The 17865-nt window shown below is 72.7% G+C and carries 17 protein-coding genes; 13 read left to right on the top strand and 4 right to left on the bottom strand.

Translation table 11 applies throughout. The features are described from left to right. The 4 genes from ACWGJY_RS32810 to ACWGJY_RS32825 all read left to right on the top strand — a co-directional run. Positions 1 to 1101, top strand: a 1101-nt coding sequence (locus ACWGJY_RS32810; protein ID WP_453264518.1) for a hypothetical protein, incomplete at its 5' end; no start/stop codon positions are given. Then, positions 1098 to 2267 (top strand): type VII secretion-associated serine protease mycosin, encoded by a 1170-nt coding sequence (gene mycP / locus ACWGJY_RS32815; RefSeq protein WP_453264519.1) that lies wholly within the window; start codon positions 1098 to 1100, stop codon positions 2265 to 2267. The genes ACWGJY_RS32810 and mycP, both read left to right, overlap by 4 nt. Before the next feature lie 77 nt (positions 2268 to 2344). Continuing rightward, positions 2345 to 3076 carry an SseB family protein gene (locus ACWGJY_RS32820; protein WP_453264520.1) on the top strand — a complete coding sequence of 244 codons (732 nt, stop codon included), beginning with the start codon at positions 2345 to 2347 and terminating at the stop codon, positions 3074 to 3076. A 114-nt stretch (positions 3077 to 3190) separates the two neighbouring features. Next, positions 3191 to 3967: an MIP family channel protein gene (locus ACWGJY_RS32825; protein WP_453264521.1), complete on the top strand. Its 777-nt coding sequence runs from the start codon at positions 3191 to 3193 to the stop codon at positions 3965 to 3967. Between the two features lie 102 nt (positions 3968 to 4069). On the opposite strand, the gene ACWGJY_RS32830 is transcribed toward ACWGJY_RS32825, so the two are convergent. After that, the gene (locus ACWGJY_RS32830) at positions 4070 to 4450 is read right to left on the bottom strand and encodes a DUF1844 domain-containing protein (RefSeq protein WP_392377505.1); all 381 of its coding nucleotides are present in this window, start codon (positions 4448 to 4450) and stop codon (positions 4070 to 4072) included. Positions 4451 to 4785: 335 nt separating this feature from the next. On the opposite strand from ACWGJY_RS32830, the gene infC reads away from it, so the two are divergent. The 9 genes from infC to ACWGJY_RS32875 all read left to right on the top strand — a co-directional run bounded on the left by infC (position 4786) and on the right by ACWGJY_RS32875 (position 14701). Further along, entirely contained in the window at positions 4786 to 5496 is a 711-nt protein-coding gene (gene infC, locus ACWGJY_RS32835) for a translation initiation factor IF-3 (RefSeq protein ID WP_453264522.1), read from the top strand. Between the two features lie 124 nt (positions 5497 to 5620). Then, positions 5621 to 5815 carry a 50S ribosomal protein L35 gene (gene rpmI / locus ACWGJY_RS32840; RefSeq protein WP_006607578.1) on the top strand — a complete coding sequence of 65 codons (195 nt, stop codon included), beginning with the start codon at positions 5621 to 5623 and terminating at the stop codon, positions 5813 to 5815. Positions 5816 to 5920: 105 nt separating this feature from the next. Next, positions 5921 to 6304, top strand: a complete 384-nt coding sequence (gene rplT, locus ACWGJY_RS32845) for a 50S ribosomal protein L20 (protein WP_052857680.1) — start codon at positions 5921 to 5923, stop codon at positions 6302 to 6304. 135 nt (positions 6305 to 6439) lie between these two features. Continuing rightward, positions 6440 to 7294: a TrmH family RNA methyltransferase gene (locus ACWGJY_RS32850; protein ID WP_453264523.1), complete on the top strand. Its 855-nt coding sequence runs from the start codon at positions 6440 to 6442 to the stop codon at positions 7292 to 7294. Positions 7295 to 7377: 83 nt separating this feature from the next. Continuing rightward, entirely contained in the window at positions 7378 to 8538 is a 1161-nt protein-coding gene (locus ACWGJY_RS32855; protein WP_453264524.1) for an ATP-binding protein, read from the top strand. A 238-nt stretch (positions 8539 to 8776) separates the two neighbouring features. Next, the gene (gene pheS / locus ACWGJY_RS32860; RefSeq protein ID WP_453264525.1) at positions 8777 to 9925 is read left to right on the top strand and encodes a phenylalanine--tRNA ligase subunit alpha; all 1149 of its coding nucleotides are present in this window, start codon (positions 8777 to 8779) and stop codon (positions 9923 to 9925) included. Beyond that, positions 9925 to 12477 carry a phenylalanine--tRNA ligase subunit beta gene (gene pheT, locus ACWGJY_RS32865; RefSeq protein WP_453264526.1) on the top strand — a complete coding sequence of 851 codons (2553 nt, stop codon included), beginning with the start codon at positions 9925 to 9927 and terminating at the stop codon, positions 12475 to 12477. The genes pheS and pheT overlap by 1 nt, the downstream gene beginning before the upstream one ends. A gap of 307 nt (positions 12478 to 12784) precedes the next feature. Continuing rightward, the gene (locus ACWGJY_RS32870; protein ID WP_453264527.1) at positions 12785 to 14122 is read left to right on the top strand and encodes a transcriptional regulator; all 1338 of its coding nucleotides are present in this window, start codon (positions 12785 to 12787) and stop codon (positions 14120 to 14122) included. 48 nt (positions 14123 to 14170) lie between these two features. Beyond that, on the top strand, positions 14171 to 14701 hold the full coding sequence (locus ACWGJY_RS32875) for an NUDIX domain-containing protein (RefSeq protein ID WP_453264528.1): 531 nt from the start codon (positions 14171 to 14173) through the stop codon (positions 14699 to 14701). Between the two features lie 30 nt (positions 14702 to 14731). Here ACWGJY_RS32875 and ACWGJY_RS32880 read toward each other — a convergent pair whose 3' ends face one another. The 3 genes from ACWGJY_RS32880 to ACWGJY_RS32890 form a co-directional block, all read right to left on the bottom strand. After that, a complete protein-coding gene (locus tag ACWGJY_RS32880) occupies positions 14732 to 14989 on the bottom strand; it encodes a hypothetical protein (RefSeq protein WP_453264529.1) in 258 nt (85 codons plus the stop codon). 495 nt (positions 14990 to 15484) lie between these two features. After that, positions 15485 to 16597, bottom strand: a complete 1113-nt coding sequence (locus tag ACWGJY_RS32885) for an alpha-hydroxy acid oxidase (protein WP_453264530.1) — start codon at positions 16595 to 16597, stop codon at positions 15485 to 15487. Beyond that, entirely contained in the window at positions 16594 to 17850 is a 1257-nt protein-coding gene (locus tag ACWGJY_RS32890) for an ATP-grasp domain-containing protein (RefSeq protein WP_453264531.1), read from the bottom strand. Before ACWGJY_RS32890 ends, ACWGJY_RS32885 begins: the two co-directional genes overlap by 4 nt. Positions 17851 to 17865: the final 15 nt, after the last annotated feature.

Genomic DNA, 17865 nt, shown 5'->3' on the forward strand with positions numbered 1-17865 from the left:
CGTCCGGACCGCGCGCCCGGCCCCGCGGCCCCCGCCGGGCCGTCCGCCCCCGGCACCCCGCCGCCGCCCGCCCGCCCCGCCGCCTTCCGTGACACCGCCGCCTTCCATCTGGCCCACAGCCAGGAACTGTGGAGCGGCCCCGGCGAACGCGGAACCGAACCGGCCGCCCCACAGCGCACCCGCCGGCCCGCCTCCGCCACCCCGCCGGCGGTACCCGGCAGCCGCCCGTCCGGCCCGCCGGCCGAGCACCCGTCCCCAGCGCCCTGGCCCCCAACTCCCCTCCCTCTCCAGGGAGTTGCCCCCGCCCCCGGCGCTCCGGCCGCAGCCTCCCGCCGTCCCGGCGCCCGGGTGTTCGCCGCCGCGGTCTGCCTCATCCTCGGCGTCGGCCTCATCGGCGGTGCCGCGGCCGGCAGCTGGCTCACCGATGAGACCTCCGGCGCCGCACCCGACGCCGGCGCCACGTTCGCCAAGGGCCACGACGTCTGGCACGACGCCCCCGTCGACACCCTCTTCCCCCGCACCGTCAACGGCCTCGGCGTCGGCCCCGGCGGCGCCGACCGGACCTGGACCCGGATCGCCGTCGCCCCCGACGGCAGCTGCGCCGGCGCCTTCGACCCGAAGCTCGCCGCCGCGCTCGCCCCGGCAGGCTGCGTCCGGCTGGTGCGCGCCACCTACCTCGACGCCACCCGCAGCGGCTTCATCACGGTCGGCGCGCAGATCACCAAGGCCGACCAGAGCGGGATGATGGCCCTCAACACCCGCTTCAGCACCAAGAACCTGGGCATCCGCACCGATCTGATGCCGCTGCCGTACGCGGCCAAGGGCACCCCGGCAGCGGACTTCGGGCGCGCCCAGCGGGCCAGCTGGACCGTCCGGGTGCTCACCGACCTCCCGGCCGTCGTCTACGCCGTCTCCGGCTTCACCGACGGCCGTACGTTCACTACACCGCAGCCCGCCGAGGCCGCCACCCGGCCCGGCGCCACCACCGCCCCGGCCGAATCCGGCCTGGGCCACGACGCGAAGGACCTGGCGGACCGCGTCGAGGCGGACTTCCGCAAGGCGGCCGGCAGCCCCACGCGGACCACGGCGGCCTCGTCATGACGAAGACCGTGCTGCGCGGCGCCGTGCTCACCCTGGCCTCCGCGGCGCTCGCCGTACTCCCCGCCGTACCCGCGCAGGCCGACGCCCTCCGCGCCCAGGAGTGGGCCCTCCAGGCCGTCCACGCCCAGCAGGCCTGGCACACCACCAAGGGCGAGGGCATCACCGTCGCCGTCCTGGACACCGGTGTCGACGCCAACCACCCCGACCTCGCCGGCCAGGTGCTGCCGGAACAGGACCTGGTCGGCTTCGGCGCCGGCCCCGGAGACGCCGCCTGGGCCCGGCACGGCACCGGAATGGCCAGCATCATCGCGGGGCACGGCCATGGCGCCGGCCGCGAGAACGGAGTGCTCGGGCTCGCCCCGGCCGCCAAGATCCTGCCGGTGCGGGTGATCCTCGAAGACAGCGACCCGCAGCGTGAGCGGGCCCGCTCCGAGAAGGCGGGCGCGCTCGCCGACGGCATCCGCTGGGCCGCCGACCACGGCGCCGACGTGATCAATATGTCGCTGGGCGACGACAGCGAATCCGCGCACCCCGAACCGCGCGAGGACGCCGCGATCCAATACGCCCTCGGCAAGGGCATCCCCGTCGTCGCCTCCGCGGGCAACGGCGGTCTGAAGGGCAACCACGTCTCCTACCCGGCCGCCTACCCGGGCGTCATCGCCGCCACCGCCGTCACCCATCTGGGGGGCCGCGCCCGGTTCTCCACCCGCCACTGGTACGCCACGGTCAGCGCGCCCGGCTTCGACATCGTCATGGCCGACACCGACGAGGGCTACCTCTCGGGCTGGGGTACCAGCCCCGCCGCCGCCTTCGTCTCCGGCGCCATCGCCCTGATCCGCTCCGCACATCCCGATCTGAGCCCGGCCCAGATCCGCCGGCTGCTCACCTCCACCGCACAGGACAGTCCCGAGGGCGGCCGCGACGACGACTACGGCGCCGGGCTGATCGACCCCGCCGCCGCCCTCGAGGCCGCGGCAGACCTGAAGCCCACCCCGCAGAAGCCGGCCCCCGCCGGCTACGCCACCCGCTACTTCGGCCCCGGCCCCACCGCCGACGACGCCGCGGACACCCCCGCCAACCGGCTGCCCTGGACCGCCGGCGCCGCCGGGCTGGCGCTCCTCGTGGCCGCCGTCGTCCTGTGGCGCGGCCGCCCGTCCCCCCGCTGACCGGCGCACGCCGTCCGGGCAGGCACCCCACCGGCCCGGACGGCGGGACCACCACTCCCGGCCGATACGCTCACGTCGTGCAGAAGAACATCCCGGACCCCGGTTTCTCCGACGACGACGGCTCCGCCGACCCCGCGCTCGCGGCAGCCCTCGCGGCGTACGGATCCGACCGGGGCGCCGAGCCCCAACTCCTGTCGGCGCTGGCCGGCGCGCGTGTCCTCGTGCCCGTGGTGGCCGTCCTCGGCGAGGTGGAGACCGGCCCCGACGGGCTGCGCCGCGAAAAGACCAGCGACATGGCCGTGCCCACCCTCCAGGCCCCGGACGGCCGCCGCGCCCTCCCCGCCTTCACGTCCATGGAGACCCTCCGGCGCTGGCGCCCCGACGCCCGCCCCGTCGCGGTCCCGCTGCAGCAGGCGCTGCTCGCCGCGTCCCACGAGAAGGCCGACACCGTCGTCATCGATCTGGCGGGCCCGGTCACCTACCAGCTCACCGGCCCCGCCCTGCGCGCGCTGGCCGAGGGCCGTACGAACGCCGACCCGCTCGCCGACCCGGCCGTCACCGACGCCCTGCGCACCCTGCTCGACGCCGAGCCGGCTGTCCTGGTCGCCCGTCTCGCCCCGTCCGGCGAAACCGACGCCACCCTCGCCCTCGGCCTCGCCCCCGACGCCCCGGCCGCCGAGGTCGCCCAGCGGCTGGCCCGCGCACTGGCCGCCGACGAGGTCCTGCGCGCCCGGCTCGTACGGGGCCTGGACCTGGCCCTTCTGCCGCCCGGCACGACGACGGCCGGGGAAGGCCTCTACCGGCGCTGACCCCCACCGCCGGGGCACCGGCCCGCCCGCCGGGCCCCGGGCGCCGACGGGCGGGTTCGTCTCCAGGGCCGCACAATGCGAGGAGAGCTCAAGATCCACGCGAGGAGAGCCCCCATGGAGAAAACGGAGATCTCGACGGTATTGACCCGCCCGGTCGTATCCGAGTTCCTCGGCACCCTGCTCCTGGTGTTCTTCGCCGTCGGCTCGGCAGTGCTGGCGGGCGAGTACATCGGCACCTTCGGCATCGCCCTGGCCTTCGGCTTCACCATGGTGGCGCTTGCCTACGCCCTCGGCCCGGTCTCGGGCTGCCACTTCAACCCCGCGGTGACGCTGGGCATGCTGCTGGCCCGCCGGATCACGCTGCGGACCGCCGCCGAGTACTGGATCGCCCAGGTGGTCGGCGCCATCGTCGGCTCCGCCCTGCTCTTCCTGGTGGCCCGGCAGGTCCCGGGGCTGCAGACCCACGCCTCCTTCGGCACGAACGGCTGGGGCGACCGCTCCGCGGTGCACCTCAACCTGGGCGGTGCCTTCGTCGCCGAGATGGTGATGACCTTCCTGCTGGTCTATGTATGGCTGTCGGTCACCCACAAGGTCGCCGTGATCGGCTTCAACGGCCTGGCGATCGGCCTGGCGCTGGCCACCGTCCACCTCATCGGCATCCCGCTGGACGGCACCTCGGTGAACCCGGCACGCTCCATCGGCCCGGCGCTGTTCGCGGGCGGCGCGGCCATCACCCAGCTGTGGCTGTTCATCGTCGCGCCCCTGATCGGCGGCGCCATCGCGGCGGCGGTGCACCAGATCACCCACCCGCCGAACGACCCGGTCCTCGTCGCCGACGACGCCACGCCGCACACCCCCACCACGTCACCCGGCACCACGGCACCCGACTGACGGGCCCGGCCGGCACGCGCCCCGCAGACGACGAGCCCCGGCCGGGGAACGGCCGGGGCTCGTCGTCTGCGGAGGCAGCGGAGGGATGCGGTGCGGTGCGGCTCAGCCGTAAACGGGACCGGTGAACTTCTCCCCGGGGCCCTGACCGGGCTCATCGGGAACGACCGAGGCCTCACGGAACGCCAGCTGCAGCGACTTCAGACCGTCCCGCAGCGGCGCCGCGTGGTACGAGCCGATCTCGGTGGCGCTGGCGGTGACCAGCCCGGCCAGCGCCTGGATGAGCTTGCGCGCCTCGTCGAGGTCCTTGTGCGCCGCACCCTCCTCGGCGAGCCCGAGGTTGACCGCCGCCGAACTCATCAGATGCACCGCGACCGTGGTGATCACCTCGACCGCGGGCACCTCGGCGATGTCACGGGTCATGGAGTCGAAGTCAGGGTTCGCCGCGTTCGGCGCGTCGGGCTGCTGCGGTGTCTGGTCGCTCATGTCTTCGGGCTTCTTCCTGCTGAGGGGTCGGCTCCAGCCTATGGGCACCGGCTCCGGACCCCGCGTCCGGGAGTGTCACCGCTGGAAGCGGGGCGACGGCCGCGACAGCACACGAGTGGGTGCCACCCCTTGACTCGTGTATCCTGGTGTTCCGACCGGCCGGACACGCATGTGACCGGCCCACAAGTGGAGGCTCCGTTCTCCCACCCGACCGGCCTCACGGCTGGCGGGTCAACGGTCCGGCTGCGCCCCGCGGAGACTTCGCGGCGGTGCTCCAGATCTATGTGGAGCCCCGCCTGTGTCCCGTCCGGGGCATTTTTCATGTACCGGCGCGGTTGGTCACACCGAAAAGACGTTACGCGGCAGTCCGCCAGGCCGTCGCGTGGTGCTACCGAGGAGGATCCATCAGCGCCGAGCCCCGCATCAACGACCGGATTCGCGTTCCCGAAGTGCGACTTGTCGGTCCCAGCGGCGAGCAGGTCGGGATTGTTCCGCTTGCCAAGGCCCTTGAGCTTGCTCAGGAGTACGACCTCGACCTGGTCGAGGTGGCGGCGAACGCTCGCCCGCCCGTCTGCAAGCTCATGGACTACGGGAAGTTCAAGTACGAGTCGGCCATGAAGGCCCGTGAGGCGCGCAAGAACCAGGCGCACACGGTCATCAAGGAGATGAAGCTCCGGCCGAAGATCGACCCGCACGACTACGACACCAAAAAGGGTCACGTCGTCCGGTTCCTCAAGCAGGGTGACAAGGTCAAGATCACGATCATGTTCCGTGGTCGCGAGCAGTCCCGCCCCGAGCTGGGCTTCCGGCTGCTGCAGCGGCTTGCGTCCGACGTGGAGGACCTCGGCTTCATCGAGTCGAATCCGAAGCAGGACGGCCGAAACATGATCATGGTTCTCGGTCCGCACAAGAAGAAGACCGAGGCGATGGCCGAGGCCCGCGAGGCGCAGGCCGCCCGCAAGGCGGAGCGCCAGGGTGGAGCTCCCGCGGACCAGTCCGTGGACGAGCCCGCCGAGGAGCCCACCGAGGAGCACGCCCAGGCGTGATCCCCGAGGCGTGAGCCCCGGCCGCCGCCGGGGCGCCTCGCCCCGGACACCTATCGATACATCTGACGCTCCCGCTTGCCGGTTCGTGCCTGCGGGAGCGCCACTGACGAGGAGAGAACGGCGCATGCCGAAGAACAAGACGCACAGCGGTGCCAGCAAGCGCTTCAAGATCACCGGCTCCGGCAAGGTGCTGCGTGAGCGCGCCGGCAAGCGCCACCTGCTCGAGCACAAGTCGTCCCGCGTGACGCGTCGCCTCACCGGCAACGCCGAGATGGCCCCGGGCGACGCCGCGAAGATCAAGAAGCTTCTCGGCAAGTGAGCCGCGGCGCCCCACCGACACGAGGGGGCGCGCGACTCGGTCCGGGACCTACATCGATTCGGGCCGTGTGACGACAACCACGGCCCCGCTACAAGGAGTTAACAAGTGGCACGCGTCAAGCGGGCAGTCAACGCCCACAAGAAGCGCCGGGCGATCCTCGAGCAGGCCAGCGGCTACCGTGGCCAGCGCTCCCGCCTGTACCGCAAGGCGAAGGAGCAGGTCACCCACTCCCTCGTCTACAACTACAACGACCGCAAGAAGCGCAAGGGCGACTTCCGTCAGCTGTGGATCCAGCGCATCAACGCCGCTGCCCGCGCCAACGGCATGACGTACAACCGCTTCATCCAGGGTCTGAAGGCCGCCAACGTCGAGGTGGACCGCAAGATCCTGGCCGACCTCGCGGTGACGGACGCCAACGCGTTCGCCGCGCTCGTCGAGGTCGCCCAGAAGGCGCTTCCGAGCGACGTCAACGCCCCGAAGGCTGCCTGAACTTCAGCCTGACGACGTTGTGACGCGGACCCGCAGGCCCCGGCCTGCGGGTCCGCCGCTTTTCCGGACCGGGCCACGTCTCCCCGGACGGGCCGGGCCGTCCCCGCACCGAACCACAGAAGCGAGCCGCCGCCCATGGGCACCCCCGAGCTGATCTCCCCGCGTTCCCCGCGTGTCACCGCCGCCCGGCGGCTGGCCCGCCGCGCCTTCCGCGGCAAGGAGCGCCGGTTCATCGCCGAGGGCCCGCAGGCCGTACGGGAGGCCATCGCGCACCGCACGGGCGGCACGTCCACGCTCACCGAGCTGTTCGCCACCGTCGAGGCCGCCGAGCGGCACACCGAGATCGTCGAGGCGGCCCGCGCGGCCGGGGTGCGGGTCCACTTCGCCGACGACCGGACCGTCGCCGACATCTCCCAGACCGTCACCCCGCAGGGCCTGCTCGGCGTCTGCGAGTTTCTCGACTCGCCGTTCGAGGAGATCCTCGCCGCCCGCCCGCAGCTGATCGCGGTGCTCGCCAACGTCCGTGACCCCGGCAACGCCGGCACGGTGCTGCGCTGCGCGGACGCCGCGGGCGCGGACGCCGTCGTGCTGACCGACGCCTCCGTGGACCTGTACAACCCCAAGTCCGTACGGGCCTCGGTCGGTTCGCTCTTCCACCTGCCGGTCGCGGTGGGCGTACCGGTCGAGCGGGTGGTCGGCGGACTGCAGGCCGCGGGCGTACGGATCCTCGCCGCCGACGGTGCGGGCGACCGCGACCTGGACGCCGAACTGGACACCGGCTCGATGGGCGGGCCCACCGCCTGGGTCTTCGGCAACGAGGCCTGGGGGCTGCCGGAGGAGACCCGGGCGCTGGCGGACGCGGTGGTACGGGTCCCCATCCACGGCAAGGCCGAGAGCCTCAACCTCGCAACGGCCGCCGCGGTCTGCCTCTACGCCTCCGCGCGGGCCCAGCGCAGCCCCGGTGGATGCCGCGCGGTGTCACCCGCCTGAGGGGCGTACTCCGGAACTCCGCGGCACTTCCGATCCGAGCTAGTAGGCTTGCGTGCTCGGGGGCCCGGAAGGGGGTAACGGGGATGAGTGTGAGGACTTCCGGCACCGCAGTCACCACTGACAGCTGCCCGTCCGGCGGACCTGCGGACGGGCCGCCGTCCGTCGCTGCCGCGGTACCGGACACCCTGGGAGTCGGTCTCGGGCTGGATCCCGACGATCTGCCCGACGGTCTGGTCGTCGCCGACGAGACCGGCCGGGTGATCTGCTTCAACACCGCTGCGGCCAGGATCACCGACATCACCCCCGAGGACGCGCTCGGCCGCCCCCTGGAGCACGCCCTGCCGCTGCAGGACATCGAGGGACGCCGCTGGTGGCGGCTCACCGACCCCTACGGCGGGCTCGCCATCCGCCGTGGCCAGCCCGAGCGCAATCTGCTGCTCGGCGGCCGTGAGGTGCTGGTCTCCGTCCGCTATGTCCGCAGCCGGCCAAAGGGGCCCGTCCAGCGGCTGGTGATCGCGCTGCGCGGCACCGAGGCCCGGCGCCGTACGGAACTCAGCCATGCCGAGCTGATCGCTACCGTCGCCCATGAACTGCGCTCGCCGCTGACCTCCGTCAAGGGCTTCACCGCCACCCTCCTGCAGAAGTGGGAACGCTTCACCGACGACCAGAAGCGGCTGATGCTGGAGACGGTGGATGCCGACGCCAACCGCGTCACCCGCCTGATCGCCGAGCTGCTGGACATCTCCCGGATCGACTCCGGGCGGCTGGAGGTGCGCCGGCAGCGGGTCGACATGAGCGCCGCGGTCCGCCGGCACGTCCAGGCGCAGACCACCGCCGGCCAGCGGCCCGACCGCTTCCTGATCCGGATGCTGGGGCCGCTGCCCGATCTGTGGGCGGACCCGGACAAGGTCGACCAGGTGCTCGGCAACCTGCTGGAAAATGCGGTGCGCCACGGCGAGGGAACCGTCACCATCGAGGTCGGACCGGTAACGGACGCGACCAGCACGGAGGGGACGAGCGTCACCGTGAGCGATGAGGGCCCCGGCATCCCGGAGGAATCGATGAGCCGCGTGTTCACCCGCTTCTGGCGGGGCAGCAAGCGCGGCGGCACGGGCCTGGGCCTGTACATCGTCAAGGGCATCGTCGAGGCCCATGGCGGGACGATCACGGTCGGCCGGGCCCCGGCCGGCGGCGCGCAGTTCCGGTTCAGCCTGCCCGTCGCGGCCCCTGCCTTCATGGATTAGGGGTGCCGCGCAGCGTCGTGCCAGGGTGGCGGCGGGCAACGGGTGGGCGGACACGGCGGGCGCCCCGCCGCAGGGGCTCGGGCCGGTCGCCGGCGGTCCGCCCCTTAGACTTGACCTTTGGCACCTTTGGCGCACAGGCATCGTGGGCACAGCGCGGGCCCGGCATGCGGCCTATGTGATCGAAGAGCCGAGGCGACGCGAGCCAAGCCAAGCCAGTCCACCGGAAGCACGGGAAGAGATGTCCGCACCCAATAAGTCGTACGACCCTGTCGAGGTCGAAGCCCTGAAACCGGAAGAGATCACCGCACGGCTGGACGAGGCGCTGGCCGCCATCGCCGCCGCGGGCGATCTGGCGGCGCTGCGTGAGGTGAAGGTCGCGCACACCGGCGACCGCTCGCCGCTCGCGCTCGCCAACCGTGAGATCGGCGCCCTGCCGCCGCACGCCAAGGCGGACGCCGGCAAGCGCGTCGGCCAGGCCCGCGGCCGGGTGAACCAGGCGCTCAAGGTCCGCCAGGAGGAGCTGGAGGCGGAGCGTGACGCCCGGGTGCTGGTCGAGGAGGCGGTGGATGTCACGCTGCCCTACGACCGCACCCCGGTCGGCGCCCGGCACCCGCTGACCACGTTCATGGAGCGGGTCGCGGACGTCTTCGTGGCCATGGGCTACGAGGTCGCCGAGGGCCCCGAGGTCGAGGCGGAGTGGTTCAACTTCGACGCCCTCAACTTCGTGCCCGACCACCCGGCGCGCCAGATGCAGGACACCTTCTTCGTCCAGGCCAACGGCACCGGGACCGCGTCCGACAGCGGCTCCGCCGGGGGCGAGTCCGGCGTGGTGCTGCGCACCCACACCTCGCCGGTCCAGGCCCGTACGCTCGTCGACCGCGAGCCGCCGGTCTACGTCGTCTGCCCGGGGCGGGTCTACCGCACCGACGAGCTGGACGCCACGCACTCCCCGGTCTTCCACCAGATCGAGCTGCTCGCCGTCGACGAGGGCCTGACCATGGCCGACCTCAAGGGCACCCTCGACCACATGGTGCAGGCGCTGTTCGGCCCGGACATGAAGACCCGGCTGCGGCCGAACTACTTCCCGTTCACCGAGCCGTCCGCCGAGATGGACATGGTCTGCTACGTCTGCCGTGGCGAGTCCGTGGGCAACCCCGACCGCCCCTGCCGTACCTGCTCCAGCGAGGGCTGGATCGAGCTGGGCGGCTGCGGAATGGTCAACCCCAAGGTGCTCACGGCCTGTGGCGTCGACCCGGAGAAGTACAGCGGCTTCGCCTTCGGGTTCGGCATCGACCGGATGCTGATGTTCCGGCACAACGTGGAAGACATGCGTGACATGTTCGAAGGCGACGTCCGGTTCACCCGGCCGTTCGGGATGGAGATCTGATGCGGGTCCCGCTTTCTTGGCTGCGGGAGTACGTCGACCTGCCGGCGACGGAGACCGGCCGTGACGTACAGGCCAAGCTCATTGCCGTCGGCCTGGAGGTCGAGACCGTCGAGCGCCTCGGCGAGGGCCTCAAGGGCCCGCTCGTCGTCGGCCAGGTGCTGACCATCGAGGAGCTGGAGGGCTTCAAGAAGCCGATCCGCTTCTGCACCGTCGATGTCGGTGACGCCAACGGCACCGGTGAGCCGCAGGAGATCGTCTGCGGCGCCCGTAACTTCTCCGTCGGCGACAAGGTCGTCGTGGTGCTGCCCGGCGCCGTGCTGCCCGGCGACTTCAAGATCGCCGCGCGCAAGACGTACGGCAAGACCTCGCACGGCATGATCTGCTCCGGCGACGAGCTGGGCATGGGCGACTGGGGGTCCCCCCAGACGGAGTCTGGGGGAGGTACGCACGGCATCATCGTGCTGCCGCCCGAGTACGAGGCCGGCACCGACGCCATCGAGCTGCTGGAGCTCGTCGACGAGGTGCTGGACATCGCCGTCACCCCGGACCGCGGCTACTGCCTGTCGATGCGTGGCGTCGCCCGCGAGTCCGCCACCGCCTACGGCCTGCCGCTGCGCGACCCGGCGCTGCTGGATGTGCCGCCGCCGAACGCCCACGGCTACCCGGTCCAGGTCGCCGACCCGATGGGCTGCAGCCGCTTCACCGCCCGTACGGTCACCGGCCTGGAGCCCGAGGCGCGCACCCCGCTGTGGATGCAGCGCCGGCTGCAGAAGGCCGGGATGCGCCCGATCTCGCTGGCCGTCGACATCACCAACTACGTGATGCTGGAGCTCGGCCAGCCGCTGCACGCCTACGACCGCACCAGCGTGGACGGCCCGATCGGCGTCCGGCGGGCGGCCCCCGGCGAGGAGCTGACCACCCTGGACGGCACCAAGCGGGTGCTGGACGCCGGGGACCTGGTCATCACCGACCACCGCGGCCCCATCGGCCTCGCGGGTGTCATGGGCGGTGCCCACACCGAGATCGCGGCTGCCGTCGCGGACCCCGAGACGGGCCGGCTGCGCGGCACCACCGACGTCGTGATCGAGGCCGCGCACTTCGACGCCCTCTCCATCGCGCGTACGGCCCGCCGGCACAAGCTGTCCTCGGAGGCGTCCAAGCGCTTCGAGCGCGGAGTGGACCCGGAGGCCGCGTCCGCCGCGGCGCAGCGGACCGTCGACCTGCTGGTGCTGCTCGCGGGCGGCACCGCGGGGGAGGGCGTCACGGAGATCGTCTCGCCCCGCGGGCCGCGCACGATCACCATCGCCGCCGACCACCCGGACAAGGTGGCCGGTGTCGCCTACGGCCGGGAGACCGTCGTCCGCCGCCTCCAGCAGGTCGGCTGCGATGTCTACGGCCAGGACGAGCTGGTCGTGACCGTGCCGTCCTGGCGGCCGGACCTCGGTTACCCGAACGACCTGGCCGAAGAGGTCATCCGGCTGGAGGGCTACGAGAACCTGCCCTCCACCCTCCCGAAGCCGCCGGCCGGCCGGGGGCTGACCGAGCGTCAGCGGCTGCACCGCCGGGTCGGCCGGGCGCTGGCCGGTGCGGGCTATGTCGAGGCGCTGAACTACCCGTTCACCGGCTCGCACGTCCTCGACCAGCTCGGCATCGAGGCCGACGACCCGCGCCGTGCGGCCGTCACCCTCGTCAACCCGCTCTCCGACGAGGAGCCCGACCTCCGTACGACGCTGGTCCCCGGGCTGCTGAACGCGCTGCGCCGCAATTACGGCAGGGGCACGCACGATCTGGCGCTCTTCGAGACCGGTCCGGTTTTCCGGGCGACCGGTGACGAGCAGCCGGCCCGCCGGCTGGTCGTCGACCGCCGGCCGACCGACGACGAGATCGCCTCGCTGGACGCCTCGCTGCCACAGCAGCCGCGCCGCGCCGCCGTGGTGCTCGCCGGGGGCCGTGAGCAGGCCGGCTGGTGGGGCGGCGGATACCCGGCGACCTGGGCGGACGCCGTCGAGGCGGGCCGTACGGTCGCGCGTGAGGCCGGCGTCGAGCTGATCGTCCGCCAGGACCAGCACGCGCCGTTCCACCCGGGCCGCTGCGCGGCGCTGCTCGCCCTGGCCGACGGCGAGGAGATCCTCGTCGGCAACGCCGGTGAGCTGCACCCGCGGGTCATCAAGACGCTGGCCCTGCCGGAGCGCACCTGCGCGATGGAGATCGACCTGGACCGCCTGGAGCGGGTCGGCACCGGACCGCTGCGCGCCCCGAAGATCTCGGCCTTCCCGGTCGCGACCCAGGATGTCGCCCTCGTGGTCGACGGCTCCGTCCCGGCTGCCGAGGTCGAAGGCGCGCTGCGCGACGGTGCGGGTGAACTGCTGGAGTCGCTGCGGCTGTTCGACGTCTTCACCGGCGAGCAGCTCGGCGCGGGCAAGAAGTCGCTGGCGTATGCGCTGCGCTTCCGCGCCGCCGACCGGACGCTGACCGCCGAGGAGGCCTCGGCGGCCCGTGACGCGGCGGTCGCGGCGGCCGTGGAGCGGACGGGAGCGGTGCTGCGCGGCTGAGCGTGGCCCGCGAGGGCGTGTTCGAGGGGTGAGGGCGCGGACGGTGAGACCGTCCGCGCCCTCACCTTTTGCGTGGTGCGTGGTGCGGCGTGTGGCGTGCGGCGCCCGGTGCGGCCGGGTTGCGCTGAGGGTGTCCGTGGCGGCCGTGGGCCTGTCCATGGGCGGTGTGGCGACGATCAGCGGGTGCCAAATCCCCTTCACACCCCGTGTGAGGGGCGGTTGACTACGCTCGATGCACGGAGTCGTGGAGTCGACAAGGCCATGAGCCGAGGGTCCGCGGGCGGGCCCGGCTCACCGGGAGGCCGGTATGGAGCCCAACACCCTGCTGGACGCGATGCTCGACGAGGCCGGGGTCTCGCATGCCGGGCTCGCCGCGCGCATCAACCAGCTCGGCCGGTGCCGCGGTCTGGCACTGCGCTACGAACACACGGCGGTGGCCCGGTGGTTGAAGGGACAGCGGCCGCGCGGACAGGTGCCCGATCTGATCTGCGAGATCCTCGGCGAACGGCTGCACCGGCCGGTCGGGCTCGATGACATCGGGTTCAGCGGTCCGGGGGCGCGGCGTACCGCCGACACCCCGCTCTCCGGTTTCGTCGAACGGGCCACCGCGCTGTGGCGGTCCGACGAGCAGCAGCGGCCGCACATCCTCGACGCGCCGGCACTCACCGGTACGTCGGCGGTGATCCCCGTGTGGGAGTGGGAGAACCCTCCCGAGGACTCCGATGTGTCGCGCGACGGGCTGACCCGGGTCGGCATGGCCGACATCGAGATGCTGCGCACCGCGCGGACGCACTACGAGGCGATGTACCGGAAGGCGGGTGGTGTCGCTACCAGAGCACGCATCGTGGGATTCCTCAACTCCGAGGCGGCGCCGCTGCTGCGGGGCAGCTACAGCGACGCGACAGGGCGCCAGCTCCACCGGGCGACCGGCGGGCTGGTGGCGGTCGCGGGCATCTGCGCGTACGACTCGGACGTTCTCGGGCTGGCCCAGCGCTACTTCCATCAGGCGCTGCGGCTGGCCAAGGCCAGCGGGGACCGCGGCCTCGGCGCGTATGTCATCGCGCTGCTGGTCAACCAGTCCCTCTTCGTACGGGAATACCGCCAGGCGGTCGCCTTCGCGGAGGCGGCACTGCGGGCCGCCGGCCCGCAGATCACTCCGGCGCTCTCCGCGGACCTCTACGCGATGCAGGCCAAGTCCTACGCCCGGCTCGGCGACGGCGCCGGCGCGCTGTCGTGCATCCGGCGTGCGGAGGCGGCAGCGGAGCGCATCCGGCCCGGCCTGGAGCCCGCCGAGACGGGCTATGTCCAGCCCGGCCTGGTGAACGTACAAGTGGCGGAGGCACTGCTCAGCCTCGGTGACCTGCGGGCCGCCCGGGAGCAGGCGGACGCCGCTGTCGACACCCCCGCACACGACCGCGGCCGGGTCCACCGGCTGGCCATGCTCACCCATATCGAGCTGCGCCAAGGCGATGCGGACCGGGCCGTGGCCAATGCCGCGCAGATGACCGAGCAGGCTCGGGGCATGGAGTCGCAACGGCTGCGGGACCGGCTGCGGGCGGTGCGCGAGCATCTGGCGGAGACCGGGAGCTCCGCGACGGACGAGGCTGCCGATCTCATCGACGAGGTGCTGCGCGTTCCGCTGTGACCGGGCCCGTGTCACCTTGCCGGCCCAACAGCGGAAGGTGGCAGATACGTGCGTTGGAACAATCTCAGCGAAAAGCCCGTCTATGCGAATCCCTGGTTCCGGGTCAATCTGGCCGATGTGGAGCTGCCGGACGGCCGCCATCTGGATCACTATCTGATCCGGATGCGGCCCGTCGCCGTGGCCACGGTGGTCAATGAGGCCAACGAGGTGCTGCTGCTGTGGCGGCACCGGTTCATCACCGACACCTGGGGCTGGGAGCTGGCCGCCGGTGTCGTCGAGGACGGCGAGGACATCGCGGCGGCGGCCGCCCGGGAGATGGAGGAGGAGACCGGGTGGCGCCCGGGGCCCCTCCACCATCTCCTCACGGTGGAGCCCTCCAACGGCCTCACCGATGCCCGGCATCACATCTACTGGTCCGAGGAGGGCGAGTACACCGGCCTGCCCCAGGACGGTTTCGAATCCGAGCGACGGGAGTGGGTGCCGCTGAAGCTGGTGCCCGACATGGTGGCACGAGGGGAGGTGCCGGCCGCCAACATGGCCGCCGCGTTGCTGATGCTGCATCACCTCCGGCTGGGCTGACCGGACCTGGCCGGTGACTGCGGCCGGCGGTCACCGGCCCATGGCCTGCCACAGTGCGACCACCAGCGCCGCGAGCCCGATGAGGGCGGTGAGGGACGGCAGTGGCCAGCGGGTGCTCTCCAACCGGGTGACGCGGGACTGTACGTCGTCCGCGTCCCGCTCGTTCTGCTCGGAGCGCTGGGCGAGCAGCGCGAGTTGGCCGTCGACCCGGGCGGTGCGGACGTCCAGAAGACGCCTCAGCTCCGCTAAGTCGGCGGTGACCAGGTCGGGTTCGGGGTGGGCGGTCACGGTCCGCTCCTCATTCCTTCAATCAGCGACGTCGTTGTCCGTACGGGCATCAGTCAACTGCGCTGCGGCGAAGGGCGGGAGCGTGTGCGGCGGGGATATGCGGGTCTGTGGTTCACACCCCGTGTGAAGTGACGGGGGGTGACGGGCCGGCCGGGCATTCGTACGGGGTGTGAAGAACGCACCCCGAGCGGGCTGCTTCACACGCTCCCGTACGCGCCCGCACAGGAGTTGACTCGCAAGTGCCACGGGGGCCGACGCCGGCGGACGGGCGCCCGCCGGCCCGGGGTCCGCCCGCCGGTTTTCCCCCGAGCGGCGGGCGGACGGCCCCGGGGCTCGGCCCGGGGAGAAGCCCGGACCGGACTTACGGTCCCGCCGGCCCGCGTCGACCATCCGCGCGAGCGGCGGGGAGCGGCGGGGGAGCGGCGTACAGGGGCTCCTTGTACTCCTCGTACCTGCCGTCAGTGCACGGCGGTCCTGTCCCCGTGCGGGGGTGGGTCACCAGGCCGGGTGTACGAGGTCCGGGGTCAGTGCGGCCAGGTCAGGAGCGCCCAGCAGGGCGAGGGCGAGTTCCGTCTCCCGGTGCAGGGCGCGCAGGGCGGCGGTGACGCCCTCGGCGCCGTCGGCGGCCAGGCCCCAGACGTACGGGCGTCCGATCGCCACGGCGTCCGCGCCGAGTGCCAGCGCCTTCACCACATCGGTGCCGCGGCGGATGCCTCCGTCGATGAGGACCGGTACCCGGCCCGCCACCGCTTCGACGACGGCGGGCAGGGTGGTGAGGGGGGCGATCGCCGTGTCCAGGTTGCGGCCCCCGTGGTTGGACATCCAGACCCCGATTCCGGCCTCGGCGGCCCGGCGGGCGTCGTCGGGGCGCACGATGCCCTTCGCCAGGACCGGCAGCCCGGAGACCGTGCGCAGCCATGCGAGGTCGGACCAGCCGGTCGTGGGGTCGATCCGCGGGTCGTGGATGCCCCGGCGCGTCGGGGCGGAAGCGTCCTGGCACGGTTCTGCGGCAATGCCGGCCAGGTTGGCGGGCGCTCCGTGGGAGGGGAGTGCGAATCCGTTGCGCAGGTCCCGTTCCCGCAGGCCGGTCACCGGGGTGTCGACGGTGACGACGCAGGCTGTGGCTCCGGCTGCACGGGCCCGGTGCACCAGGTCCTCGGTGAGTGCCCGGTCCCTTTGCACGTACAGCTGGAACCACCACGGTCCGGTGGCCGCGGCGCCGATCTCTTCGAGCGTCAGGGTGGAGAAGGTGCTCACCGTGGTGAGCGTTCCCGCAGCGGCGGCGCCTCGTACGGTCGCCGCTTCCGCCTCGGGGTGGAACAGCCCGTGCGAGGCGGTCGGGGCCAGCAGTACCGGCGAGGGGAGTTCCGTACCGTAGAGGGTGCGGCGCGTGTCCACGCCCGACGTGCCGGTGAGGACCCGGGGGAGCAGGGCCAGCCGCTCGTAGGCCTCGGCGTTCCAGCGCACCGTCCGTTCGTCCGCCGCACCGCCCTGCAGGTAGTCGTAGGCGGTGGCGGGCAGCACCTCGCGGGCGGCGTCGTGGAAGTCGGCCAGGGTGATGCGGTGGGGGTGCGGCGGGGCGGTGTGCCGCGGCGGAGAGGACGTCACAGTGCTCCTCGGTCCGCGGCCCGTACGCGCAGGTGGAAGGTGAGGCGGTTGATCGCCTCCCGGGCGGCGGCGAGTGCCTCGTCGGCGGTCGGCGCGAGCGCGCGGGCGTGGGCGACCCGCGATGCGGAGGATTCCAGGGTGCCGATGGTGGCGTCGGCCGGGACCAGCAGGTGCACCTCGGTGACGCCGGGTACCTCGCGGGCCTCTTCCAGCCCTGTGGTCTCGGCGAGCACTCCGGGGGCGGGCAGGGCGGCGAACCAGATCGCCGAACTCCGCGGGGGACGCGGTTCGGCGAGGGTGGCGCGGATGCCGGGGAGGACCTTCTCGCCGAGGGTGTGCCGGATGAGGCATTCGGCGATGTCGACGCCGGTCACGTCGTGGGCCAGGGCCGGGATCTCGTCGCCGCCCATGCGTACGTGCGTCTCGATCACTCGAGGTCCGGCGTCGCCGAGGACGATTTCGGTGTGGGTGGCCCCGGACTCGATGCCCAGGGCGTCCAGCACCCGTTCCACGTAGTCGTGGACCTGTTTCTGCTCGGCGGGGGCGAGCGGTGCGGGGCTCACGTGGCCCAGTTCGACGAAGTTCAGCGGGTCCGAGTACTTGCGGGTGATCGCGACGATCTGGTGGTCGCCCGCCTCCGAGAAGGCCTCGACGCTGAACTGCGGGCCCTCGTGGAACTGTTCCACCAGGACCCCGGTGCCGCGGCCGTCCCCGAGTTCGCCGCCGGCTCGCGCGAAGGCGGCGGCGGCCTCGTCGCTCTCGCGGACCAGGGCGATGCCCTTGCTGAAGGAGCCGCTGCCCGGCTTCACGATGCAGGGGGTGCCGTGCGCGGCGAGGAACGCCCGCAGTTCGTCGACGCCGGAGACCGGGGCGGAGGCGGTGGAGTCGACCCCGGCCGCACGCAGCCGGGTCCGCATGGCGTGCTTGTCGTACACCAGGGCAGTGGTCCGCGGGGAGTGCGCGGCCAGGCCCAGCGCCTGGCCGACGACCGCGCATCTGTCCTGGTCGAGTTCGCCGAAGGCCACGATCCGGGTGAACGGGTGGCGGGCGTGCACGGTCTCGGCGAGTTCGATCCATTCGTCATCCGGCGCGTCGGGGCGCATCCCGATGATCCGGGTGTGTTCCGTCGTCTCACGGAGTCTGGAGAGGTAGTCCAGGCGGCAGATGACGGTGGTCCGGGTGCCGGGCCGGGCGCGGCGCAGACGGGTGGGGAGGTCTCGGCCGCTGCCGATGACCAGGACGTGCTCGGACATGACGGTTCACCTCGG

This window comes from Streptomyces sp. NPDC054765 (assembly GCF_053612065.1).

Coding starts and splice junctions, on each gene's coding strand:
- ACWGJY_RS32825 (WP_453264521.1), top strand. CDS start 3,191: ATGGAGAAAACGGAGATCTCGACGGTATTGACCCGCCCGGTCGTATCC.
- ACWGJY_RS32850 (WP_453264523.1), top strand. CDS start 6,440: ATGGGCACCCCCGAGCTGATCTCCCCGCGTTCCCCGCGTGTCACCGCC.
- ACWGJY_RS32870 (WP_453264527.1), top strand. CDS start 12,785: ATGGAGCCCAACACCCTGCTGGACGCGATGCTCGACGAGGCCGGGGTC.
- pheS (WP_453264525.1), top strand. CDS start 8,777: ATGTCCGCACCCAATAAGTCGTACGACCCTGTCGAGGTCGAAGCCCTG.
- pheT (WP_453264526.1), top strand. CDS start 9,925: ATGCGGGTCCCGCTTTCTTGGCTGCGGGAGTACGTCGACCTGCCGGCG.
- rpmI (WP_006607578.1), top strand. CDS start 5,621: ATGCCGAAGAACAAGACGCACAGCGGTGCCAGCAAGCGCTTCAAGATC.
- ACWGJY_RS32855 (WP_453264524.1), top strand. CDS start 7,378: ATGAGTGTGAGGACTTCCGGCACCGCAGTCACCACTGACAGCTGCCCG.
- ACWGJY_RS32830 (WP_392377505.1), bottom strand. CDS start 4,450: ATGAGCGACCAGACACCGCAGCAGCCCGACGCGCCGAACGCGGCGAAC.
- mycP (WP_453264519.1), top strand. CDS start 1,098: ATGACGAAGACCGTGCTGCGCGGCGCCGTGCTCACCCTGGCCTCCGCG.
- ACWGJY_RS32890 (WP_453264531.1), bottom strand. CDS start 17,850: ATGTCCGAGCACGTCCTGGTCATCGGCAGCGGCCGAGACCTCCCCACC.